Genomic DNA, 23,177 nt, shown 5'->3' on the forward strand with positions numbered 1-23,177 from the left:
CCAGACAAAGGGGGCGTGGTGGCGAACCAATACCGCGACCATGTCCTCGTGGTTCAGGTCGGAGAAACGTTCGATAATGACATTGCCGGTTTCCAGCTCATAGCCCCGCGCGATTTCCTCCGCGGTGAGCGCACGGGTCACCGGCACATCCCCGTAAAAATAATCCGCGTGGGTGGTGCCAAAACAGGGAATTGCCCCGGCCCGCCTGCGCGAATGAGGTCGCATTCCGCGAGTGGGTGTGCACCACCGCGCCAATGCCTTTGAATGCCTGATAGAGGCGCAGGTGTGTCGGGGTGTCCGAGGAGGGGCGCAAATTGCCCTCGACGGTTTTCCCCTCGTAATCGAGCACCACCATGTCGCCGGGCATCATCTGCCGGTAATCCACGCCGCTGGGTTTGATTGCAAAAACGCCTTTGGCCGGGTCAGCCACGCTGACATTGCCGAATGTCAGGTCGATCAATTTAAACTCCGGCAGGAGCAAATTGCTCTCGAAACATTCTTCCTTGAGTGAATCGTATTGGCTCATGGTGAGGGGGGAATCCTTAATGGTTGAGGTTAAGCCCGGAATCCTTTGGACAGGGCGAAATAAACCTCGTTGTGGCGGAGGGTGGTTTCAAATTCCCGGAGGCGGGTGTCCGCGTCGATGACGACGAGTTCCACTCCCGCCATTTTCGCAAAATCCTCCATGTGCTCGGTGGTCACCGAATAACTGAATCCCGTGTGGTGCGCGCCCCCGGCGTAAATCCACGCGGCGCACGCGGTTTTGAAGTCCGGCAGGCAATTCCACAGCGCCCGCGCCACGGGAAGTTTGGGCAATTGCTTCGGCGGTTTGACGACCTTGACCTCATTGACCAAAAGGCGGAAGCGATTTCCCAGATCAATGACCGAGGCATTGATCGCGCGTCCCGCCGGTGCGTCAAAGACGAGGCGAACCGGGTCTTCCTTGCCGCCGATGCCCAGCGGATGAATCTCCAGTGAGGGTTTGCCCGCCGCGATGGACTCACAAATCTCGAGCATGTGCGCCCCCAGCACGAGGTGCCCTTTCGGGTCGAGGTGATAGGTGTAATCCTCCATGAAAGAGGTTCCCCCCTTGAGATCGGCGGCGATGACTTTCATCGCGCGCAGGAGCGCGCAGGTTTTCCAGTCGCCTTCCGCGCCGAACCCGTAACCATCCGCCATCAGGCGCTGAACCGCCAACCCCGGCAATTGCTTCAGCCCGTGCAAATCCTCGAATGTCGTGGTGAACCCATTGAATCCGCCCTCCTCCAAAAAGGAGCGCAAGCCCAGTTCAATCCGCGCCCCGTCCCGCAGGGAGCCGTGGCGTGCCCCTCCTTTTTTGAGGGGTTTGGCCACTGAGTAAAGACTCTCGTATTCCTTGCAGAGATTTGTGATGGCAGAGTCGCTGACCGCATTGACATGTTTGACCAGATCGCCAATGCCATAGCCATTGACCGAATACCCGAAAGTCGCCTCCGCCGCGACTTTGTCGCCCTCAGTGACCGCCACTTGGCGCATGTTGTCGCCGAACCGGGCGAATTTCCCCCCCTGCGCGTCGTCCCAAGCGCGGGCCACGCGCATCCAGGAGCCGAGACGATCCTGCGTTTCACTGTCGCCCCAATGTCCGACGACGACCTTGCGGTTCAAGCGCAGGCGCGTGTGAATGAATCCCGCCTCGCGGTCGCCGTGCGCGGACTGGTTGAGATTCATGAAATCCATGTCAATCGTGCCCCAAGGCAGGTCGCGGTTGAACTGTGTGTGCAGGTGGACGAAAGGTTTTTTCAGCGCTGTCAGCCCCGCGATCCACATTTTCGACGGTGAGAACGTGTGCATCCAGAGGATCAGTCCCGCGCAATTTGCGCTGTGGTTGGCGTCCTGACAGAGGGCGCGGATTTCCTCCGGGGTCTTGAGCACGGGCTTGAAAACAATTTGCTCCGGGATGCGGTTGGATTGGTTCAGCGCCGCCACGATTTTTTGGGAATTCAACGCCACTTGCTTCAGGGTTTCCGGGCCGTAGAGGTGTTGACTGCCGGTGACAAACCAGAATTCGATTTTTTTCAGGGAGGATTTTTTCATGATTTTTTCAGGGGTGAGTGTGATGATTTGTTTGGGTGGGAATTTTTTTCGTGTGATGAATCGCGAGAAAAAGCGCGTTTTTAGTCCTTCGACTGGCGTTGTTTGATATTGATGAGGTTTTTCATCAACAGAGAGAAGTCAGCGGATTTGTCCACGCCGCCGAAGCTGTCGTGGAGCCTCAGATACAGATGATAGAGATCATCATAAACCCGCTGATTTTCCGGGATGGGTTTGAAGCTGACATCCTTGAGACCCGTCATGGCCGCCATCGCCGAGGGAAAATCCGCGTGACCGCCCCGGTCTTTGCCCGCCGCCACCGCCGCCGCCACCGCGCTGCCCAGCGCGCAAGTCTGAGGGGAGCGCGACACTTTCATCTCGCATCCCGTCACATCGGCGTATATCTGCATCAGCACCGCATTTTTCTCCGCGATCCCGCCGCAACAAACCACGTCCGTGACCGGAACCCCATATTCCTTGAACCGCTCCAGAATCACACGGGCACCAAAGGCCGTGGCCTCGACCAGAGCGCGGTAAATCTCCGCCTGTGAGGTGTGCAAAGTCTGACCGACCAGCAGACCCGTGAGCCGTTGATCGACCAGAACCGTGCGGTTGCCGTTATTCCAATCCAGCGCGAGCAACCCGTTCTGCCCCGGTTTGAGCGCGGCCATTTGCGCCGTGAGCTGCCCATGCAATGCGTCGTCGCCTTTGCAGACCACCTCGACGAACCATTTGAAAATGTCGCCCACCGCCCGATTGCCCCGCCTCCAGGCCGTAGAAACCCGGAAGGATCGAACCATCGACAATGCCGCAGATGCCCGGAATGTCGGCGAGTTTTTTCGAGTTGCTGACAATGCCACAGTCGCATGTGGAGGTTCCCATCGCCTTGACGACGACCCCCTCACGAATGCCCACACCGACACAACCCAGATGCACGTCGAATGCGCCAATGGCGATGACGATGCCGCTGGGAAGCCCCAGTTTTCCCGCCCATTCCGCGCAGAGGGTTCCCGCGGTGGCATTCAAATCATAAGCCTTGTCATACAACCGGCCGCGCAATTTGCCCAGACGCGGGTCGAGCATGGAGAGAAATTCCTCATCCGGCAAACCGCCCCACTCCCCGCAATACATCGCCTTGTGCCCCGCCGCGCAGACGCCGCGTTTGATGTCACGGGGATTTTTGACTCCGGCCAGAACCGCCGGGATGTAGTCGGAGAGTTCCACCCAGCTGTCCGCCGCGTCAAAGACGCCCGCGTCCACATTCAGGCAATGCCAGATTTTCGCCCAGAACCATTCGGACGAATAAATATTCCCGCATTTTGCAACATACTGGGGGCGGTGGGCGAGGGCGGTTTCAGTGATTTTCTGCGCCTCATCGACACTGGTGTGATCCTTCCACAGCCAGCAGAGGGCATTTGGATTGTCCTTGAAAGCCGGGAGCAGCGCCAGCGGTGTGCCATTTGCGTCCACCGGAATCGGGCTCGAACCCGTCGTGTCCACGCCGATGCCGATGACTTTCTCCGGGGCAAATTGCGCGTCATTTTGTGCGGCCTGTTTCAGCGCCTCGCGAATGCTCGTCTCCAGACCCGCGAGATAATCCGCCGGATGTTGCCGGGCCAGATGAGGGTCTTTGGGATCAATGATGACACCCTGATGACCGCTGGGATAACCAAAGACGTGGGTGCCGATTTCTTTGCCATTGGCGCAGTCCACCACCAGCGCGCGGACTGAGTTCGTTCCGTAATCAACTCCGATTGTGTAAGCCATGAATTTTCTTTTTTGCTCCGTGGTCGATTGAGTTTGTTTAGCCTTAAATTCTTCCGAGGATTAAAGTTGTTTCCGCCCTTTCACTCAAGAGAAAGTCGATGAGCAGGCAAATTGATCTTGGACCGACAGAGTCTCGAATTTTTCGGCCCATATTGAGTTAATCATTTAACTCATCGGAATATGGGAGATTCGGGTAAAAAAGAAAACCCCCGCCTGATTGAGGCGGGGGTTTGGAAGAAATCGAAAAATTTTCAACGCAGGTCAATTCAACCAAGGTTCGATCGCCTTGAGCGCTTTGCGAACGTAGGTGGAGTGTTTCAATCCGGCCACCGTCTGGGATTGTTTCCGACGGGCGGCCTCAGCCTCTTTTTGGCCTTGCGCGGTTTTGCACGCGGCGCAAACTCCGTCAAAAGGGGCCAAGTGGTTGAGTTCCGTCAGTCTCACGCCGCAAGATGTGCAAAAAACAAATTTCGGTTTTTGCAAAACATCGACCGCTGTGCTGGCAATGCTTGGAACAAGGATTTTGGAAGGGGAGGTGGATTTAGCCGACAGTTTTTTAACGCGATTTTTTGATTTCATAGATTTAAAAAAACGGACTGAGATTGAAATCCCATTATATCAGTGTTATATGAAATTTCAATGGTTTTAATGGTGGACATAATATTTTTCATATAAATTACTCGTCAGGAATAGATTGCATTCGATTTTATGCCGGAAAATGAGTCAAATTGTCATTCTGACACCCCAAAAACGGGAGAGCAACTGACCGGGAAAAACTTGCTCATCATTGATGGGGACTGCGGTTTTTGCCGTCGTTGGGCCATGTATTTCAGGCAAATTGCGCGGGACGGCTTCGAAATCGTGACCAGTCAGGAAGCCGGCGAATCTTTTCCACAAATTGCATCGAAGCAATTTGCGCAGTCAGTCGCATATATCGATAAAGACGGACAAATCTCCTTTGCCGCCGAGGCGTGTTTCCGGGCTTTGTCGTTGAACCCCCTTCTCGCATTTTTGCCGAAGCTGTATGTGGCATTGAGGCCATTTGCTGTGCTGACAGAGTGGGTTTATGGCTTCGTCGCATCAAACCGTTATTTTTTCTCGAAAGTGACCGCGCTCCTCTGGGGGAAGAAAATCGAAATTCCCCGTTACCAGTTGCTTCAATTCCTCTTCCTGCGGGGGCTCGGCCTGATTTATCTCGTGGCATTTTTGTCATTGGTCACGCAAATGACCGGGCTTTTCGGCAGTCAGGGAGTCATGCCGATTCAGGGTTACATGCAGATGGTCGGGCAAATTCTCGGTCAACGCGGGGACAGCCTGCTCGCGGTCTGGTATGTGCCATCGGTTTTTTGGCTCGGGCAATCGGACTTTTTCCTGATGGCCGTGGTGTGGGCGGGAGTGATCGCGTCGCTGTTTTTGATTGTGAATATCGCTCCCGCACTTGCCGCCGCGGCGTGCTTTGTTCTTTACCTGTCGATCTGTGCGGTGGGTGAACCCTTCATGAGTTTCCAATGGGACGCGCTCCTTCTCGAAGTCGGATTCCTCGCCATCTTCTTTGCACCTTGGAAATGGTGGCCGTGGGCGGGTTCCCCTGCCGCATCCCGCGTGATGGTGTGGCTCTGCCGCTGGCTGCTTTTCCGGTTCATGTTCTCATCCGGAGTCGTGAAACTCTCCAGCCAAGACCCGACCTGGGCGGATTGGACCGCGTTGAATTATCATTACTACACCCAGCCGATTCCCAACCCGCTGTCGTGGTTTGCGCATCAACTGCCCGAATGGTTCGACAAAATGTCCGTGGGCGGAATGTTTTTGATCCAGTTGATCGTGCCGTTTTTTATTTTTGCGCCGAGACGATTGAGGTTTGTCGCCGGGTTGCTTTTGGCATTCCTGCAAATCACCATCATTCTCACGGGCAACTACACGTTTTTCAATGCCCTGACGTTGCTACTGATCCTGATGTGCTGGGATGACCAGGCGTTGGAAGGGGGCATGCGTCGAATCTCCCGAAGGAATCAGGAGTGGAATCCTCCGGTGGCAGTGATTTCTGAAAACTTTTTCAAAAGACGGGTGATCGTGCCACTGGTGGCGGTTTTGGTTGTCTGGATGAGTGTCACCCCCTTCATGGGCGCCTTTCGCCGGCCCGCTCCTGAATGGGTAAGCTTTTGGAACCGTCACCTCGGGCAATTCCGGCTCGTCAATGGATACGGACTCTTTGCGGGAATGACCACGCAGCGCCGCGAGATCGTCATCGAGGGCAGTGACAACGGGGTGGATTGGCTCGCCTATGAATTCAAATACAAACCCGGCGATGTCACCCGCCTGCCAGCGCAAATTGCTCCGTTCCAGCCCCGGCTGGACTGGCAGATGTGGTTCGCCGCGCTGGGAAATTATCAGGGCAACCCCTGGCTTTTGAATCTGCAGGGCAGAATTCTCCAAGGGTCCGAACCCGTGCGCAAATTGCTCGGGACAGATCCTTTCGACGGACGCCCGCCGCGTTACATCCGGGCCGTGGTCTATGACTATCGGTTCACAAGCATCGATGAATGGCGCGAAACCGGCCACTGGTGGTCGCGCAAATTGCTCGGGCTCTACAACCCGGTGCTGGAGCGCAGGGATTAGCACGACAGGAATATCAGGGGAATCCCTGATGGATAGAGGGGGAATCAGGTTTTGCCTGAGAGACGTTAAGGCTTGGGGCTGAGTGGTTTTCAGAACCCCACCGATTTCAAAAAATGGCTCCTTGGGTTAGCTTTTGGATGTATGAAAGAAGCAATCCGCACACTCAAAAACGACAAAAGTGGCTTCTCATTGGTCGAAGTCGTCATTGCATTGGTGATTTTCATGTTTGTTTTTTCGGGCATCTACATGGTTTCCAGCCGGGCCATGCTGATGCTGGACAGTTCCCGCCAGTCCGCGCGTGCCACGGACATCACGCTGGCCAATATCGAGTATCTCCGGACACGGGCATGGGATCAGCTCGTTTATTTCACCAATACCGCTCCCGGACAGGCCATATCGGTTTCGTCGAACATGATTGTTTCCCAACTCACGCCCTACATGGTGTGCTCCTATCTCGAGCTCCATCCCGATGATCCGCTGAATATTTTCCTGACCGCACAGACCGGGCAACGCCCCTCGCGGCAGATTATCATGGAATATTTCCCCAGTGGCATTCCGGTGACTCCAGGCGGTTCGGCGACCAATCATGTCATTAAAGCCACAGTGGTGACCGCATGGCAGAATATGTCTGGAACGATGATGACCAACACGATGACGACCCTGATTTCCAAAGGGGGACTCTCAGCAAATTATCTCGGACTCAACGAGGCTGATGTTGATTTTCTGAACCAATTAACCGCGCAATGAGGACAACAATATGAAAACTCAAAACGTGACTTCCAAAAATCAGCAACGGGGATTCTCCCTGGTGGAAATGGTCGTTTCTGTGGCGATCTCAGGGATGTTCCTCTCCATGGCTTCGCTGGCCTATGTGAATTTCTACAAGGTTTTCTACATGCAGCAAGGTTACCGTGACATTCATGATGACGCGCGCAAAGCGGTGGCGATTATTGACCGCGATGTGCGCAAGGCCAACACTCTGGCCAGCATGGGTGGGTATAACATTCCCGCAAATGTTTCCGCGAATTTCAGCACAAATTTTATCGGGCTTCATATTCCCGCCTCATTGGATGGGACGCGCCCTGAGGAATACGTCCTTTACCGGCTCGTCGATGAGAAGGTTCGCGGCTTTGATGCCCCCGTGGGGCTCCTCTATCGGTTTGTTTACACCAATCTCGCCGCAGAGCCGATTGTGCAGCAAGTCACCCGTTATCCGGTGAATATTGATTTTTCATTTTACAAAGACCCCGGTCAGCGGGCCACGACAGCGTTGGCAGCGGAAACCGCCGAGGTGAGAACCTATCTGATCATTTCCAACCAAGTGACCAAAACCATCTCGACGGATCGCATCCAAGTCCGCAGCAAAATCAGGAATAAAAACATTTTCAATTAAATGAAAGGACCATCGGCCATGAAAACACACCCCATCCCCACGCACGGTTCGACAGTCATTGTCGTGCTGACCATGTCCGTCGCCTTGACGATTCTGGCGACGAGCATCCTCCAGATCATGTCCGCCACGCTCATGTCTGGTTATCGATATGTGCCATTCACTCAAGCTCTTTTCACAGCTGAGGCGGGTGCGGACTTTGCCTGGAGCGAGGTCAATAAGGCGACCAAACTCATACCGGGGGCGGGTGAACCTTTCTCTGGAACGAATTGGACAAAAACAGTCACTGGAACAGGCACTGTCTGGACATTGACGAGCAATGCCTTGACCTCTCTTTTTGCGGGGAATGAGGGGGCTTCACTTTACAATGTCACTGTTTACACCCCCAATACAGCGGCTCCGTATGATGGTGATTATGTGATTGAGGCGACCGGAATCGTCAATGCCGCCCCCAAAATGGGACAGAGCGAGGTTCGCCGCACGGTGAAACTCTATTTGGAACCGGAAGTGACTCCTGTGGTCAATCTCATCGGACTATTTGGGAAGATTGGAGTCATCAATAACGGAAATGCAGGAACAATTATGTCTTATAATTCGCAAAATGGACTGGTTCTTCCTGGGCAGACGGATGACTATCGGCACTGGGGTGATGTGGGGAGCTTGGCGAGTTTTACCAATGCCGTGAGCGCGGGAAATATGAATATCTATGGTTCGATCTCCACAGGGCCGGGGGGTACGGTGGGGACAAACAACAATTTTAACATGTATAGTGGCAGTGATCGGACTAACGGAATCTCAGATAATTTAACCGCCACAATTCCCGATGTGCATCTGCCTGATGATTATTCCGGCTCTCCGATTCTGCTGAACAACAGCGGAACCGCTGGTGCCAATGGAGGAACTGTGGACTACAAGATGGCTTCCGGCCAGAGCATTTCCACGTTGACCGTGACGGGTTCGGGGGTCGTCAGAATCTGGGCTCCCAGCGGCATCAAGATGGCGGGAGGCAGCAAAATCACAATCAGTCCCTCCACTTACATCGTGACCAACTCGACGAGCACGGTCATTACGACGAATTCCTTCAAATCCAAAGGAAAAACATACACAGAGATCAGCACCAACAATGTGGTGAGTGGAACCACAAACTACAATGATCTCCGGGTGGAATTCTATGTCGAGGACGAGATTAAGATTGCTGGAAATGGTTTGGCCAATGCCAATGGACGCCCGCAAAATGCCTACTTTTATGGATTGACAAACTGCACGAGTGTCGATCTTGGTGGAACACCAAAAATTGTGGGTGTGTTTTATGCGCCCCAAGCTGATCTGAAAATTCGTGGAACCGCTGATTTTTACGGTTCGGCAGTTGCCAATCAGATTACCATACAGGGAAACTATTTTGTTGGAATTGACGAATCACTTTTCGGCGATGATTCCGGACAAGAAATCCCCGGACGCTATGTTCTCACGAAGTGGGAGGAGAATTGATTAGGCGTTTTTGGCTTGGTGATCGATCTTCCAGTGAATGGCAAATTGCAGCAATTCATTGGAGGTTCCGATCCCGAGCTTGTGCATGATGTGGGAGCGGTGGGTTTCGACGGTTTTATGACTGAGGCCGAGGGCAAAGGCGATTTCCTTCACACTTTTGCCATCGCTGATCATCTGGAGCACTTCGAGTTCCCGGTCGGTCAGTGAGTCAATGGGGCTCAGTGACAGGTCCTTTTTCTGACCGTAGGTTTTTGAGAAAAGGCGATTCATCATTCTCTGGCTCAGATAAATTTGGTCTTTGGCAATGGCGCGCAGGGCATTGATGATGTCCTCCGAGGCTTGTTCTTTCATGACATAACCTTTTGCCCCCGCCTTGAGGGCGCGTTCCGCATAGAAATCCTCTGAGTGCATGGACAGAACCAAGATTTTTGCATCGGAGTGACGATCCCGGATGGTTTTGACCAGATCAAGCCCGGAGGAGTCTTTGAGCGTCACATCGACGACACAGATGTCGGGCTTGAGGGATTCGTAAAGACCAAAGGCCTCCGAGGTGTTGTCAGTCTCCGCCACCACCTCAAAATCAGGGTCGCTGGTAATCAGAGTTTTCAGTCCGTTTCGGAAAACGGGATGGTCATCGACGAGCATGATTTTGTGCATGATGGGTGTGTCCTCTTTTCAGGTGTTCTGGAAATGGCAGATGACGGTGAGCCCTTGGTCTTTGCCTGAGACGATCTCAACACGCCCCCCGAGGCGCGAGGCCCGGTATTGGAGGCTTTTCATGCCGAGACCTTTGGGGGAACCGTCTTCGGTCGCCGGATCAAGGCCTTTCCCGTTATCCGAGATGCGCAGGATGGTAGCAGGGGAATCCGATCTTTCAAAGGAAATCGTGATCAGGGATGTGCCGGAGTGTTTGATGGCGTTATTCACAGCCTCCTGAATGATGCGGAAAAGATGGGTGGCCGTCGTGGGATTGTCGATGGCGATTTCCTCCGGCCAGTCCAGATCGCAGGTGACTCCGGTCTGAGCCTCCAGCCCCGTCAGGAGCTTGTCCAAGGCGGCGCGCAGACCATATTTCTCGATGCTCACCGGGGCGAGACCGTGGGCGATGGCTCGGGTGGTCGAGATGGAGTTGTTGATCTGGGTGATCAGGGACTTGAGTTCCTCAGCCTCCGGCAGGGACTTGCGGCGGAGTTTATTCTCCAGAGCCTTCGCCATGAGCGAGGCGGCGGAGAGTTCCTGTCCGAGTCCGTCATGCAGATCGTGTCCGATGCGGTGGCGTTCCTCATTGCTGATATTCAGCACCGCCTCCTCGAGCTGGCGGCGTTGGCGAATGTCCTTGACGATCAGACAGAGGTAATCCTTGTCACCCGCGACAAAACGGCCCGTGGAGATTTCCACCGGGATCTCCTCGCCGGATTTTGTCAGATGGAGTGTTTCGCCGCTCAGATCATCCATATTCTCGCCGCCTTTTCCGAACGAAGGGGGAACCGCAAAAAACTCGGAGAGTTTTTTCTTTTGGATTTCCTCCCGTCCATACCCATAGAGGGAAAGACCGGATTCATTGATTTCGACGACCTTGAGGGTTTGCCGGTCAAAAAGCATGATGGCGTCACTCTCTGTGGAAAAAAGGAGCCGGTATTTCTCCTCGCTTTCCCGGACTTTTGTGGCGGCTTTGAATTTTTCCCAGTCAGCGGCAATCGTGCGAAAGACCATGACCCCGCACAGGGTTCCCAACACAGCGCCCACAGCCAGAAAGACATAGGACAGGCTGATTAATTTTTGGAGAACCGCAAAAGTGTCGGGTTCAGCGAGCCATTCATGGAAAAACCCGAGCATTCCCTGATCGAAGAGGAAGTAGAGCCAGACCGGGCAGGACATCAGAAAAATGCCCGTGACAAACCCCGCCAAGAGCAAATTGCGCGAGGGTTTTTTCAAGGTGGGCGCCATAAGGTAACTAGACTAGCCGGTTTTGGGGAATTGGCATCAAAAAAAGTATTCAGGTTTTTTCTGACACAGGAGGCGATGATAATTGAAAAAAGGCTTTTTTAAGAGAGGAAAGGAGCTACATTAATGACGAGGATAAACTGGATTTGGATTCCGAAAAATCACTGTTGTGACAACAAACTGGCACCTGAACAGATCAGTGGCGGGCATCACTCTTGTCGAGGTGGTGTTGGCCGTTTCTTTGGTCACCGTTTTCTGCGCAAGCGCGCTTTCGGCTTTTTTGATGAATCAGGCCTATTCATCCCTGTCGATTTACAACGCCCAAGCCAATCGTTTGAATCAAACCATTGCGGAAACCGTGCTGGCGACGAATTACTCCGGCCTGACAAATTTTGCCGTGACGAATTACGATTTTGTCATCAGCCGCCGGGATCCCGGCCCGGAGTTTGAGAATCCGATGCCTGTTCGCGGGGGCAAGGAATTCCGCACGCGACCCGGACAGGGGTGGGTGACCAATCTCACGGCCACCGTCGCATTTGAAACGGAAGTCGCCGTTGACGAGAAGGGGACATACCGCGAGGCGGCCATTCGCACATATTGGTTTTTTAACGGAAAATTCATGACCAACAGTCTCACCTTGGCGAGGGCCGATGATCGATGAATGCCGCTGTCCATAGGCGCTTGCGATTGATCCAAAAGGGATTCACCCTCTCGGAGGTGGCGATCTCTGTGGCGATCACCGCTGTGGCTTCCGCATTGGTTTTGACTGTCGGCATGACCGTGATTCGTGGAGCGTTGCAGAATCAAAAGGAGACAGAGGCGCATTACCAGCTTCAAGCCTCTCTCCAAAAAATCGAGATGATGTTGCAGTCGTCCAAGGCTCCTCCGACTTTTGAAAATGGTTCGGCTTTCACAGTTTTTGAGGAGGACTACATCGCACGAGCGGCCAATTCGGCAAATGCGGGCACAAAAATGATTCAAGTCGGCAATTTTAAGAAAAAGGGAATCAAACCGGGGCAGAAAACCATCAATGTCGCCGAGATTAAAAAGCCGGTGCAAAATGCCGCTGATTTGAATGCGACATCGACGACATCAAACATTCAGGTGCAGCCCGGTGATGTGGTTCATTTTGACACGAGCCCGGCTTTTTCGCGTGTGGTCAAAAGTGTGAATAACCCCAATGCCGCCGTGCGCACGATGGTTTTTGAGGAGGCTTTTCCGGTTCGGGTTCCGGCGGGAACAAGGATTCGTGTCGGGAAAATCTCACGCGTGGCGATGATCAATGGGGAATTGCGTTTGTATCATGACCCCGAGAAAAATGAGTATGAGGTGCTCAGCCGGAGGCTTGACTCCGGGGAGTCAAATGTGTCATCTGACGGGCGGAACATGATTGTGACTCTCCAGACAACCATTCCCACATTCAGGGGGCAGAAAATTCTCCGTGCGGAAAAGAAAATTTCCTTTTCGCCCACGCCGCTTTTTTATTCGGAGTTTAACACATCAAGCGGAGGGGGACTGCCATGACTGTGATTCGCCCCATACGCAGCGAGAATGGCGGAGTGCTCCTGATGGTGGTGCTCTTGATTACGATCCTTTCCGGCATTCTGGCGGTCAGTCTCGTGTCCACAAATCACTACCGCAGACTCTCGCAGGTCAATGCGGAGAGTATGCGGCTGTATTATGCGGCGCACTCGGCTTTGGAGAAAAACTATGCCGATTTGCGGGGGTTGATTCATTCCGGCACGGATATTGAAAAAGATCTGCCGATTTCGGTTCTCACCGAGTCCATCACATCAGAGACCCTACCGGATTTTCTCAAGGGTGTTCGCAGAAATTACATTTTTAATGTCAACACCGTGGTGCCTTCCGATGAGGATGGAAGCCCCGCAGATCGGCCTGTGGACTCAAATCCTGATCCCTTTGTCCGAGATTATTATTTTCTCTCAGCGTCCTACGCCCAGACCGAGGGCTTCTGGCGCCCGCTGGATACCCGTCTGGAGCAGCCGCTGAAATATTCGATCCGACCGCTGTTTTATTTTGGTGTTTTCCACGATGGAGATTTGGAGATTCATCCCGTCGCGGACATGGAGCTGTCCGGGCGCATCCATGCCAATGGCTCCATCTATTACGGGTCGAGTGGCTCTGGCTCCTTGCGTTTCACGGGGCATCTCTCCGCGGTCAATGGGGTGATGAACACTTTCCATCCGGATCGGAATCTTTCGGGGGAACCCTCGACCAATCACCACACTTTTGCGAATCAACCATTCCTCACATCGGGAGAACATCTTTTCCCTCCGCAGGCTTTTGACCCTGCTGGCAATAACCCGAATCACCAGAGCGCCCGCGAAATGATTGAGATGCCGGTGACTGTTCAGAACAATGAATATTTCAATGATGATTTCGCGGAAAATCGCCTGTTTAACAAGGCGGGATTAAAAGTCGTCGTCTCCGATGATCGCAAGACGGTGAGTTTTTTCACCAAAGACGGCACGCCGATTACTCCTGACAGTGGGGCTCTTTACACGTTCCTGATTGCCACATTCAAGCCTGACACCGCTCTGCCGGACAATCGCTTGAATGCATCTGTCGCAACAGTGAGGGTGGACATGTCTCATTTCACTGACAGCAAGGGCGCTCCGGTGATCCCTTCGACTCTTCCGGCAAATTCCAAATTTCCAAACACAGCTCAAACCCGTTCCATGGGGATTCATAACAAAACCATGGTGACGGACACAAACCTCACGGGAAAAGAAATCTGGAATGGAATCATTTATGTCGCCACAAAAGGGGTTTCGAACGATAAACCCGCCGGTGTGCTCTTAGTGAATGGTCAGATTCTCCCTGACGGAGGATTGACGGTGGTCAGTCCGAATAATCTTTACGTCGCGGGTGATTACAATAGCGGGGGATCGGGCACAGCCATTCCTTCCAATGTCGCTCCTGCCCAAACCGGGCAATCACCTGTGACCACTGTGAAAAATTACTCCAAGCCACCGGCGGCCTTGATTGCTGACAGTATCACTGTTCTTTCCTCAAAATGGTTGGGGCAGAATCAATCCCTGAATAACCCATCACAACGGATGGCGACTCCGACCACAATCAATGCCTCCATGATTGCCGGGTATTCCCTCCCTCAAGAGGGAGTAGCCCCTGAAGGATTTGAGCATTTTGTCAAGTTGTTGGAGAATTGGTCGGGAACCACCCTGACCATCTCCGGTTCTTTTGTCAGTCTCTATGAGTCATTGGAAGGCCGCTCCGCGCCGGGTTATGTCCATGCCGGAGAACCCCTGCGGCAATGGATTTACGATCCCGACCTGCAAAAAGGCAAATTGCCCCCGGGCACACCCTACATCAGCACGCTGAAAAAGGGCCCGGTTCAACGCGTGTTTTAATTGTTTTTTCTTTTAGTCCGCGTCGTTTTTTCAGATGCGGAACCGGACTCGCTTCAGGGTCATGAGGGATTGAGCTCCAAACCCCTGAAAAAATACGAATCAGAAAAATGATGCCGCAAAAAGGCGCAGCATTCAGAAAAAAAGGAATGAATCCCAGATGGGCACAGATAATTGAAGAGTCCGCTTTGCCCTCATCCCAAGTTCGCGCCTGCTCATCAGCGCTCTTGAATCCACCTTTTGCTCAATTTCCTAAGGAGGCTTGCCCTCCCCAAAATCTCAATACACTGGCATGGTCGGGTCGATTTTTGAGGCCCAGGCCCAGATGCCGTTGTAGATATTCCATGACTTTTTAAATCCGGCATCCTGGAGCATTTTCACGGCTTGCGCGCTGCGCGGGCCGTTTTTGCAGTAGGCGTAGATTTCATCGGTGCTGTCGAGCTCATGCATCCGCTTGGGCAGGTCGCCCAGAGGAATCCGGACGGAGTTCGGAATCGAGCAAATCTCGTATTCATGCGGTTCGCGCACATCGAGAATGACGACTTTTTCACCACGGTCGATTTTGCCTTTCAGGTCGGTGACCATGATCTCCGGAACATCATAAACGCCGTGGTCATCCTCACTGTATTCCTGCATGCCGCAGAATTGTTTGTAATCAATGAGTTCCTTGATCGTGGGATTCTCTCCACAAACCGGGCAGGCCGGGTCTTTGCGAACTTTTACCTCACGGAATTTCATCGACAGCGCGTTGAAAAGCAGCAACCGCCCGATGAGCGGGTCACCTTCACCGATGATCAGCTTAATCGTTTCGGTGGCTTGCAAACAACCGATCACACCGGGCAGAACCCCCAGCACACCGCCCTCAGCGCAACTCGGGACAGAACCCGGCGGTGGTGGCTCTGGAAACATACAACGGTAGCAGGGGCCGTGTTTGCCCCAGAAAACGCTGACCATTCCGTCGAAACGAAAGATGCTGCCATAGACATTGGGTTTGCCCAGCAGGACACAGGCGTCATTGGTCAGGTAACGCGTGGGAAAATTGTCCGTGCCGTCGATGATGACATCGTAGTTTTTCATCACGTCGAGGGCATTTTCGCTCGTCAGGGCGAGTTCGTAAGTGTCCACCTGCACATAGGGATTGACCTCATGAATGCGTTCCTTGGCGGACTGCACCTTCGACTTGCCGATCTTGCTGGTGTCATGAATGATCTGGCGTTGGAGATTGGAAAAATCCACCACGTCATAGTCCACAATGCCCAACCGTCCCACACCCGCCGCCGCCAGATACAGGAGCAGGGGGGAACCCAGCCCGCCTGTGCCGATGGCCAGCACGCTTGCGTTCTTGAGTTTTTTTTGCCCTTCCATGGTGACCTCGGGCATGATGAGATGCCGGGAATAACGTTTGATCTCGTCATTCGACAGTTTCGTCGATGCGATTTGTGCGGCGTCCCATTCCAGAAAATGCTTTCCACTCATAAGGCTGGACACCGTAAAGGAGTTGCGGCCCCGGTGCAAAAACTTTTTCTGACATAAAAACGCAGCATTTCTTGCTTCACAACTCTGCGGGAATGCCCTAGATATCAAAATTCATCTCCTCGCGGGTGTAGTTCAATGGTAGAACGGCAGCCTTCCAAGCTGCATACGAGGGTTCGATTCCCTTCACCCGCTCCACTCCTTAAAATCAGGGTTTTGCGCATGAAACACCAATGGATAAAGGGGGTTTTTGTGCCTGTTGGTTTTGACGATTGCGGATGATCGCGGATGATTGCGGATGATTAAAGCTTGAAATGGACAACAAAAAAAGGCATTTTGGACAACAGAATGGAGGCCCAAAATGACCATCGGTGGCTGAGGTATTACCCGGCGCGGCAGTGCTGGAAGGTGGAGATTCCTGCCCGGCGGACGGGGACGGGGCGGAAGCTCCGGCGATTTTTCACGACGAAGCTGGAAGCGGAGCGAGCGATTGCCAAGCTCGAAAAGCAACTGATGGTGGCGGGACTGATTCCAGAATCACCCAAGGCCGGGCCACGAACCTCACGCCGCACCCGGAGCCGGGGAGAGACGGTCGGGGATCGGGCACTGGAATATGCCGACTACAAGCGGCCCAAGGTCGGGCCGGGACAAAACAAGAACATCGCGTGTTACCTCGGCAAATTCACTGAGGAATTCGGCTCAGAGGACATTCGGGACATTAAAGGCCGGGACATTCAAAAGTGGGTGGACAGGCTCCCCTACCAGAGCCAAAACACACGGGCGGGGATATTCGCCGTGGTCAGATCGTTTTTCAACTGGGCCGAACGGTGGGACTACATCGAGACAAACCCGGTTCGCAAAGTGGAACCTGTCCGGTGGAACCTCGGCGGACTCGAAATATTCACCCCCGAGCAACTGGCCCGGATGCTCGACTACGCCCACAATGAGCCGGATCGGGTGAGGGCAAGGAAGCACGTTCCCAAGACAGGCAAGGCCGGGCAGATGATTTTTCTGCCATTCCTGACCCTGTCATGCTTCGCCGGAATTAATCACAAAAGCCCGGGACAAGCATGGGCTTAAAACATATCAACTACTGAAATTGCCCGAAGCGTTGAAAGACCCTGTTTTTGTTTTTGAGTCAGACACCCAAAAAGATTCCTTTGTCGTTATGACTGAAATTGAAGTCGCTGATGAGAGCGTCATGGCCGCGATTCATTTCAACAGGGATAAAAAAGGGAATGTCGTGGCGAGTGACCTTGCAAGCGTTTACTCAAAGCCAGACAGTGTCTATGGAAAATTCATCGAAAATAGAAAGACCCTGTATTGGAATAAAGAAAAAGCGAACCGTTGGATGTCGCAGTCGCACCCGGTTCAATTCCGGCAGCTATGGCTTCAACGTATTCGCTCTAGCCCCAATATCATATCGAATTACGATATCAGTCAAGACGGAAATGTGAGATTTTCAAGAGGCGAGAACGCCGCCGGCATCAGCAAGCAACGCGCCTTTGCCGTGATCGACGCGATTCTGCCCCGCATGACGCGCCGACCCGTGGTCAGAGTCATGACCAAAGAGGAATTTGCACGCGAGACAGGCAAGACCATCACCAATCAGGAGGGAGCAATTCAGGGCAACACCGTGTATTTATTCCACGAAAACCTCCCCACAGAAGCCGATGCCGCCCGTGTTTTGATCCATGAGATCGTCGGGCATTATGGGGTTCAAGGGGCATTCGGCGACCGATTCAACGAAACCCTCGACCTCGTCGCAAATCTTTACCGCAACCTGAAAAGCGGACGGGACATCGCCGCCCGTTACTCTAACCAAGCCGCCAAGCCCGGAGGACATCGGATCGTCGCCGAAGAGATCATTGCCCACCTCGCCGATGGCCGGATCAGAAACCCCGGCGCATGGCGCAGAGTCGTCGCCGGATTCAAACAAATGCTCCGCAAAGCCGGGATCAAGGTGCAACTCCGCGAGACAGACATTCAGGCGATTCTGTCCAAGGACATGAGGAAGATCGTAAGCCTCGGCGCGGAGTATGTGGAGGGAAGAACCACAGAGACACAGGGAACACAGAGAGGGGATGATGTGCGATGGAGTCGGACAGACATCAAGCCGGATGAAGAGACTCTCAATATTCGCGTAGCCACCGAATGGCTCAAGATAGCCCGTGATCCAGACACACAAGTCATGACTGACATTCCCACAACCATGAAGTCAATGCGGGAGATTTTCGCAAGGCTGGTGTCGCCGGAGGCTTTGAAGGGTATTCAGATTCACGAGAACCGCCAAGGCGGAGGCCACCCTGAATTCATCTTTACAGATCCACAGGGCAAAAGAATGTTTTTCTATGCAAACCATTCAAAGCCCTATGTGGACAGCACAGAGTCTCCGCAATTTGCCACGGCCATGTATCAGGCTATCTATGCCTACGCGCACAACAATGGACTGGTGGTGCATGGTGATCCTGCCGGACTTTCGGAAATCGCCCAACTCCGCCGCACCAGCCAGATGCTTAATTCCGCGATCCGGTTTAACACCACCCGGCACATGATGCCGCGATTCAACCAATGGCTCAGGGGATGGAATCCTGAGAATACGCCCAAGGCTACATTGAACAACATCGGGATCATGGCGAGAAGAGAGGCAGAAATCGTCTTTAACCGCTTGCCTGAACTCGAAGAACGGTTTATGTTTGATCCAGAAACGGGAGGCTTTTATGACACAATCAACGGCGGAAAATACCGAATCCCTGATAACCCTCAAGGACGGAACCAGTATCTCATGGAAGGGATTGCTGGACTTGATCCTGAGTTTGCCACAGGATCAGGCCCTCGAACTCTTGCGAGAGCATTGGTCACTGTATCTCTCGAAGCCAAATCCATCGGTGGCGGAACTCAACATGCTCCGCCCACACCACGTGAAGCGTTAAAAAATATCCGCTACAGCAAACCGGATGAATCGCCCAAAAAAATCAAATCCAAGGCGGATGAGCGCAAGGCCATTGCCGCGCTCCGGGAGGAAACCAAGCGGCGCAAGGCGGAATCCCAGCCACAGGAAGTCGGAGTAATCCGAGAGGAAGCTCCGAATGATTACTCCGCTCTCAGCAATGCCGACCTCGTCGGGGAGTATCAGAACGCCCAGCGCGACCGGGAAGAACAGGTGATGATCCGGCGCGATTTCGAGAGAATATTCTCAGAGGACAGCGAGGCCAAATACGCCGCGCTGGGAAGCAAGAAAACCGCCGCCGCCGCCGTGAGCAACCATTTCAAGGCTCTGGTTAAAAACACCAAGCTCCTCGCCGTCTGGCGCGGTCGCACCAAAGCCGAGATTCAAAAGATCGATGCCAGAATGCGCCTCATGGAATCCGAGCTTGAAAAGCGCGGAGTCAAGATCAACCGGGAAACCGTCATCGAGGACGGGAGCCTCGAAAAAGAGTTTGCCGATCCGTATGAGGATGACCTGACCGACATCAGCTATAAGCCAAAAACAAAGCCCATCAGTCAGGCCGAGATCAACCGACTCATCTACGGCGACCCGAACAAAAGCTACGTTCGTGTCCAGATCGCCGTCAATGGGCCGCAAAGCGCATACCAAGTATTGACCCAGCAAGTCGCCGACCTCGACCAAGAGGCCACCCTTCTCAATGCCGAGGTCAGGAGCATTCAGCAACGCAAAGCCAAGGCTGAGAAAAAGACAATTCGCCTCGACCAGCAGGGCATCCCGGAGAATTCAGGAATCGACGAGTGGTCTGCCCTCATGGAGGAATACAGTGTCAAGACATGGCGGCTGGAAAAAATCGCCGAGAAAAAAGCCGAGATACTCAAGGAACTCGCCGAGCTTGCGCCCACCATCGAAAAAGCCGTGCCCGTCGAAATTCCCGAGGAGATTACCCCGGAGCTACAGGACAAAATCAAGAAGATCGAGACCGCCACAATCGGAACCGGACGCATGGCTCAATTCCGGGAAAAGGTTCTCGGCGGCATCGTGGACTTTTTCAAAGGGTTTACTTCTGCCATTCCCGAGGCGACCAGCTTCTCTGGCTTCTTCACCAACCGCCGACTTTACAATGATACCGCCAAAGCCAGAGCGCGGTTATTTGAGGGACTCAGCCAGATCAAAAACGCCGCCGAGTATGCCCGGCACACCGCCGTCGCCGCCGTAACCGACGTGACCAAGCCCCTCGAAAATCTGCCGCCCGGCCAAAAGGAAGCCGCGTATGAGTTATTCAGGCAGGGCATCTACTGGCGCGATTTATTCTGGCGGAGCCACATGCAGATCGAGGGATACAACGAGGACGGAACACCGCGCAATGTCACCCTCCCTGAGAACCTGACGCAAGGGGAAGTTCTCGCCCGTCTCAAACAAATTCAGGCCGCGCTCGAAACCAGCCCTCACAAGGAAGCCATCGAGAACGCATGGCGGAACCACTATGATCTCGTCCGCAACATGGGAGCCGCGCTCGCCGACCGGGGATACCACATTCCCGACGCGCTGAAAAACCCTCTCTACTTCCCACACAAGGTGATCGAAAACTGGACAGGCGACCTACAGGGAGTCAAAATCTCCACAGAGAGCGATTTCAGGGGATACTTGCTCGACCCCTACGGGACGACAAAGACACACGAGAGCGACTATTTCAAAGCCATGTACACCCATGTCGCCGAAGTATTCGCGCACAACCTCCGGGAGGATGTGATCCAGAAATACTGGAAACCATTTGATCAGTCTGAAACCATCGCCAAAGCTTACAGCGAATACCGGAAGGGACTCCAAGCCAGCCGGAGCCGGGACATACCGCAAACCTTCATGCAATTTGTCGAGGATCGATTCCCCGGATATGTCCGCTACAAAGTGGACAAAGGAATGAGACTCCAGACCGGATTCGGAATCGACCGGGCCGTGATCGAAGCCCGGATCGAGGAAGCCCTCGACCCCATCAAATGGCGGGAGCAACTCAATGAAAAGGGGATCGCCATCACCACCGAGGACGTGCAGAAGATGCTCGTCGCCGCCGAGAAAGAGACATGGCTCGTCCCGCAGGAGATCGCCGACGCGCTCCGGGGCATGGAGCGCAGGGCGAAAGACCCGAACGGCCGCGCCGCCGCGATTTATCGCAGTGCAACCATTACACCGTGGAAACGATTCATCCTGAACTTCCCAACAAAGATGTTTCGGTATCAATTCAACAACCTCGTGACCGATCTGGAAAAAGTGTGGACAGCCGACCCCGGCATGGTTCGACAAATGGCCACCGCCAACAAGCAGATCAAACAATGGCTCAAAACCGGGCAATTTGTTTCAGACGAGCAGAGGGAGGCATTTAAGCGCGGGGTGCTCACGACAGTCACCGCCTCCGAGGTTCAGGCCGTATTCCAAGACCCGCGCATGAAACAATGGGATGATGCGGGATTCTGGACACGCGCATGGCGCAACCCCGGCAACATTTTGACCATGAGCCAAAGATTCTCCCGGTATCGCGAGGGAGTCTTCCGTTATGCCAAATACCTCGCCGACCTCGACCGGCTCAACCAAGGGGTTTCCCCGGTTTATGCCGGGAGCCGCTGGGCAGAAGTGGAGGGACTGTCCGACAAATACGACAAAGCCGCAAAAATCGCACGCGAGACATTTGTCGATTATGCCATGATCAGTCCCAACGGCGAATGGCTGAGAAAAAACCTCATTCCATTCTACTCATGGACGGAAGGGAATCTCCGGTATCACATCAACCTGTTTAATAACTTTTATGACCTGTGGGGCGACCCAAAAGCCAAGGCCATGATGCGTCGCTATGCCGCCACGGTTCCGGCCACCGTCGCCGCCAAGACAATCAACAGCCTCCTCATGCCCAACGGCCCGGCAGGGTTCGCGCTCCGCCTCGCCGCCGTGGTGGCGATCATTCACGCTTGGAACAACCGCGATGAAGAGGCCCAAGAACTCGAAAAGCAACTCTCCGAAGAGGATCGCCGCCGCCTTCACATTACCCTCGGCAAGGATGCTGATGGGAATATCATGGTCATCTATACACCCACCGCATTCTCGGACGTGCTGAAATTTGTCGGAGGATTCAAAGCCGCCGAGATGTTTAGTGAGATGACTTCTGGTCGTATCACATTTCGACAAGCGGCCGTTGAATGGAGTCAAGAGGTTGTCGCCAACCAGATCAACAGCATTAGTCCTTTCATTATTGCTCCGATTGAATATATGACCGAAAGGAAATTTTTCCCGGACGTATTCAGTCCGCGCCCGATTGACAAGCATGATCTTTACTGGCATATCGCCTCAAAATTCATCGGCCCAGAAGCGGACTTGATCCGATCCGTCGTCGATAAAGAGTATTATTCTCCAAAGGAATTCTCCCATTGGGCACAGCAAGTCATTTTGCAAATTCGCCGCCGGAACCCCGAGCAATGGGCATCAATTCAGCTGGCCGGCCAACAAAAAATTTTCATGGCCGACAAAGACGATTTGAAAGACCGACAGAAAATGTTAATCCAAAGCTTTAGCTCGGCAATGGGAGCAGGGGATTTCGAGGCCAGTATGAACATTTACAACATGCTTATTGATGAGGGCTATACATCAGAGCAAATCGCGGGAAGACTTCGATTGTTAGACCCGATTGCGCGCGTACCCAAGAAATACCGCGAGGAATATATTGCGTGGCTTTCCCCTCAATACCGGGACATGATCGACCTCGCCTACAACAAGGCGGCTGAGGTTGACCATGACAGCATCAAAGAATTATTCCCATCTAAAAAAGATGAGCTTTCCTCCGCCGAGCGTGAGCAATGGAAACGGGAAGGCATGGAAAAAATTGAGCGTATGCTTGCCAATAAAAAGAACATTGAAGCCATCCGGGAACGTGGTCAAATGATGAAGCGAAACGCCCTCGAAAAATAGCCCCCGGCAGTCTAAAATTGGACAACAATTTTTACGGGACAACAAACAAAATTCAATGCTTTTAAAATCAATGACTTGTGACATTTCGTAAATCCTTCCAAGCTGCATACGAGGGTTCGATTCCCTTCACCCGCTCCAT

General features: G+C 53.4%; 14 protein-coding genes, 1 tRNA gene and 2 pseudogenes. 11 read left to right on the forward strand and 6 right to left on the reverse strand.

The genetic code is table 11. From position 1 onward, the window contains the following. The 3 genes and pseudogenes from QQ055_RS10205 to QQ055_RS10220 form a co-directional block, all read right to left on the reverse strand. A pseudogene (locus QQ055_RS10205) lies at positions 1–526 on the reverse strand (class II aldolase/adducin family protein); the annotation flags it as partial. 29 nt (positions 527–555) lie between these two features. Continuing rightward, positions 556–2,073 (reverse strand): L-arabinose isomerase, encoded by a 1,518-nt coding sequence (gene araA / locus QQ055_RS10210; RefSeq protein WP_285965270.1) that lies wholly within the window; start codon positions 2,071–2,073, stop codon positions 556–558. 80 nt (positions 2,074–2,153) lie between these two features. Beyond that, positions 2,154–3,837, reverse strand: a pseudogene (locus tag QQ055_RS10220) (ribulokinase). 180 nt (positions 3,838–4,017) lie between these two features. Here QQ055_RS10220 and QQ055_RS10225 point away from each other — a divergent pair. From QQ055_RS10225 to QQ055_RS10245, 5 genes are all read left to right on the forward strand, one after another. Beyond that, positions 4,018–4,410 (forward strand): hypothetical protein, encoded by a 393-nt coding sequence (locus tag QQ055_RS10225; protein WP_285965267.1) that lies wholly within the window; start codon positions 4,018–4,020, stop codon positions 4,408–4,410. 135 nt (positions 4,411–4,545) lie between these two features. After that, positions 4,546–6,453: a lipase maturation factor family protein gene (locus QQ055_RS10230; RefSeq protein ID WP_285965266.1), complete on the forward strand. Its 1,908-nt coding sequence runs from the start codon at positions 4,546–4,548 to the stop codon at positions 6,451–6,453. A 141-nt stretch (positions 6,454–6,594) separates the two neighbouring features. After that, complete coding sequence (locus QQ055_RS10235; RefSeq protein ID WP_285965265.1) at positions 6,595–7,200, forward strand: type IV pilus modification PilV family protein; 606 nt, start codon at positions 6,595–6,597, stop codon at positions 7,198–7,200. A gap of 10 nt (positions 7,201–7,210) precedes the next feature. Further along, positions 7,211–7,846, forward strand: a complete 636-nt coding sequence (locus QQ055_RS10240; protein WP_285965264.1) for a PilW family protein — start codon at positions 7,211–7,213, stop codon at positions 7,844–7,846. Positions 7,847–7,864: 18 nt separating this feature from the next. Continuing rightward, positions 7,865–9,331, forward strand: a complete 1,467-nt coding sequence (locus QQ055_RS10245) for a DUF7305 domain-containing protein (protein ID WP_285965263.1) — start codon at positions 7,865–7,867, stop codon at positions 9,329–9,331. On the opposite strand, the gene QQ055_RS10250 is transcribed toward QQ055_RS10245, so the two are convergent. Both QQ055_RS10250 and QQ055_RS10255 read right to left on the reverse strand, forming a co-directional pair. Then, positions 9,332–9,988, reverse strand: a complete 657-nt coding sequence (locus QQ055_RS10250) for a response regulator (protein ID WP_285965262.1) — start codon at positions 9,986–9,988, stop codon at positions 9,332–9,334. An 18-nt stretch (positions 9,989–10,006) separates the two neighbouring features. After that, positions 10,007–11,266 (reverse strand): PAS domain-containing sensor histidine kinase, encoded by a 1,260-nt coding sequence (locus QQ055_RS10255; protein ID WP_286004662.1) that lies wholly within the window; start codon positions 11,264–11,266, stop codon positions 10,007–10,009. Between the two features lie 178 nt (positions 11,267–11,444). On the opposite strand from QQ055_RS10255, the gene QQ055_RS10260 reads away from it, so the two are divergent. The 3 genes from QQ055_RS10260 to QQ055_RS10270 are packed head-to-tail and all read left to right on the forward strand — an operon-like array spanning position 11,445 to position 14,667. After that, positions 11,445–11,936 (forward strand): type IV pilus modification PilV family protein, encoded by a 492-nt coding sequence (locus tag QQ055_RS10260; RefSeq protein ID WP_284478356.1) that lies wholly within the window; start codon positions 11,445–11,447, stop codon positions 11,934–11,936. After that, positions 11,933–12,799 (forward strand): type II secretion system protein, encoded by an 867-nt coding sequence (locus QQ055_RS10265; protein ID WP_284478355.1) that lies wholly within the window; start codon positions 11,933–11,935, stop codon positions 12,797–12,799. Before QQ055_RS10260 ends, QQ055_RS10265 begins: the two co-directional genes overlap by 4 nt. Continuing rightward, positions 12,796–14,667, forward strand: a complete 1,872-nt coding sequence (locus QQ055_RS10270) for a hypothetical protein (protein WP_284478354.1) — start codon at positions 12,796–12,798, stop codon at positions 14,665–14,667. The genes QQ055_RS10265 and QQ055_RS10270 overlap by 4 nt, the downstream gene beginning before the upstream one ends. Before the next feature lie 276 nt (positions 14,668–14,943). Here the strand turns inward: QQ055_RS10270 and moeB are convergent, their stop codons facing one another. Continuing rightward, positions 14,944–16,140 carry a molybdopterin-synthase adenylyltransferase MoeB gene (gene moeB, locus QQ055_RS10275; protein ID WP_284478353.1) on the reverse strand — a complete coding sequence of 399 codons (1,197 nt, stop codon included), beginning with the start codon at positions 16,138–16,140 and terminating at the stop codon, positions 14,944–14,946. A 121-nt stretch (positions 16,141–16,261) separates the two neighbouring features. On the opposite strand from moeB, the gene QQ055_RS10280 reads away from it, so the two are divergent. The 3 genes from QQ055_RS10280 (at position 16,262) to QQ055_RS10290 (ending at position 23,038) form a co-directional block, all read left to right on the forward strand. Then, positions 16,262–16,335: transfer RNA gene (locus tag QQ055_RS10280), tRNA-Gly, on the forward strand. A gap of 111 nt (positions 16,336–16,446) precedes the next feature. Beyond that, on the forward strand, positions 16,447–17,217 hold the full coding sequence (locus QQ055_RS10285; RefSeq protein WP_285965260.1) for a site-specific integrase: 771 nt from the start codon (positions 16,447–16,449) through the stop codon (positions 17,215–17,217). A 19-nt stretch (positions 17,218–17,236) separates the two neighbouring features. Then, positions 17,237–23,038 carry a MuF-C-terminal domain-containing protein gene (locus QQ055_RS10290; RefSeq protein WP_286004663.1) on the forward strand — a complete coding sequence of 1,934 codons (5,802 nt, stop codon included), beginning with the start codon at positions 17,237–17,239 and terminating at the stop codon, positions 23,036–23,038. Positions 23,039–23,177: the final 139 nt, after the last annotated feature.

It is taken from the genome of Geitlerinema calcuttense NRMC-F 0142 (genome assembly GCF_030285425.1).

Bases quoted from the DNA above. Each gene is read 5' to 3' on its own strand.
- QQ055_RS10265 (WP_284478355.1), top strand. From the start codon at position 11,933: ATGAATGCCGCTGTCCATAGGCGCTTGCGATTGATCCAAAAGGGATTC.
- QQ055_RS10270 (WP_284478354.1), top strand. From the start codon at position 12,796: ATGACTGTGATTCGCCCCATACGCAGCGAGAATGGCGGAGTGCTCCTG.
- QQ055_RS10250 (WP_285965262.1), bottom strand. From the start codon at position 9,988: ATGCACAAAATCATGCTCGTCGATGACCATCCCGTTTTCCGAAACGGA.
- moeB (WP_284478353.1), bottom strand. From the start codon at position 16,140: ATGAGTGGAAAGCATTTTCTGGAATGGGACGCCGCACAAATCGCATCG.
- QQ055_RS10245 (WP_285965263.1), top strand. From the start codon at position 7,865: ATGAAAACACACCCCATCCCCACGCACGGTTCGACAGTCATTGTCGTG.
- QQ055_RS10240 (WP_285965264.1), top strand. From the start codon at position 7,211: ATGAAAACTCAAAACGTGACTTCCAAAAATCAGCAACGGGGATTCTCC.
- QQ055_RS10235 (WP_285965265.1), top strand. From the start codon at position 6,595: ATGAAAGAAGCAATCCGCACACTCAAAAACGACAAAAGTGGCTTCTCA.
- QQ055_RS10225 (WP_285965267.1), top strand. From the start codon at position 4,018: ATGGGAGATTCGGGTAAAAAAGAAAACCCCCGCCTGATTGAGGCGGGG.
- araA (WP_285965270.1), bottom strand. From the start codon at position 2,073: ATGAAAAAATCCTCCCTGAAAAAAATCGAATTCTGGTTTGTCACCGGC.
- QQ055_RS10230 (WP_285965266.1), top strand. From the start codon at position 4,546: ATGCCGGAAAATGAGTCAAATTGTCATTCTGACACCCCAAAAACGGGA.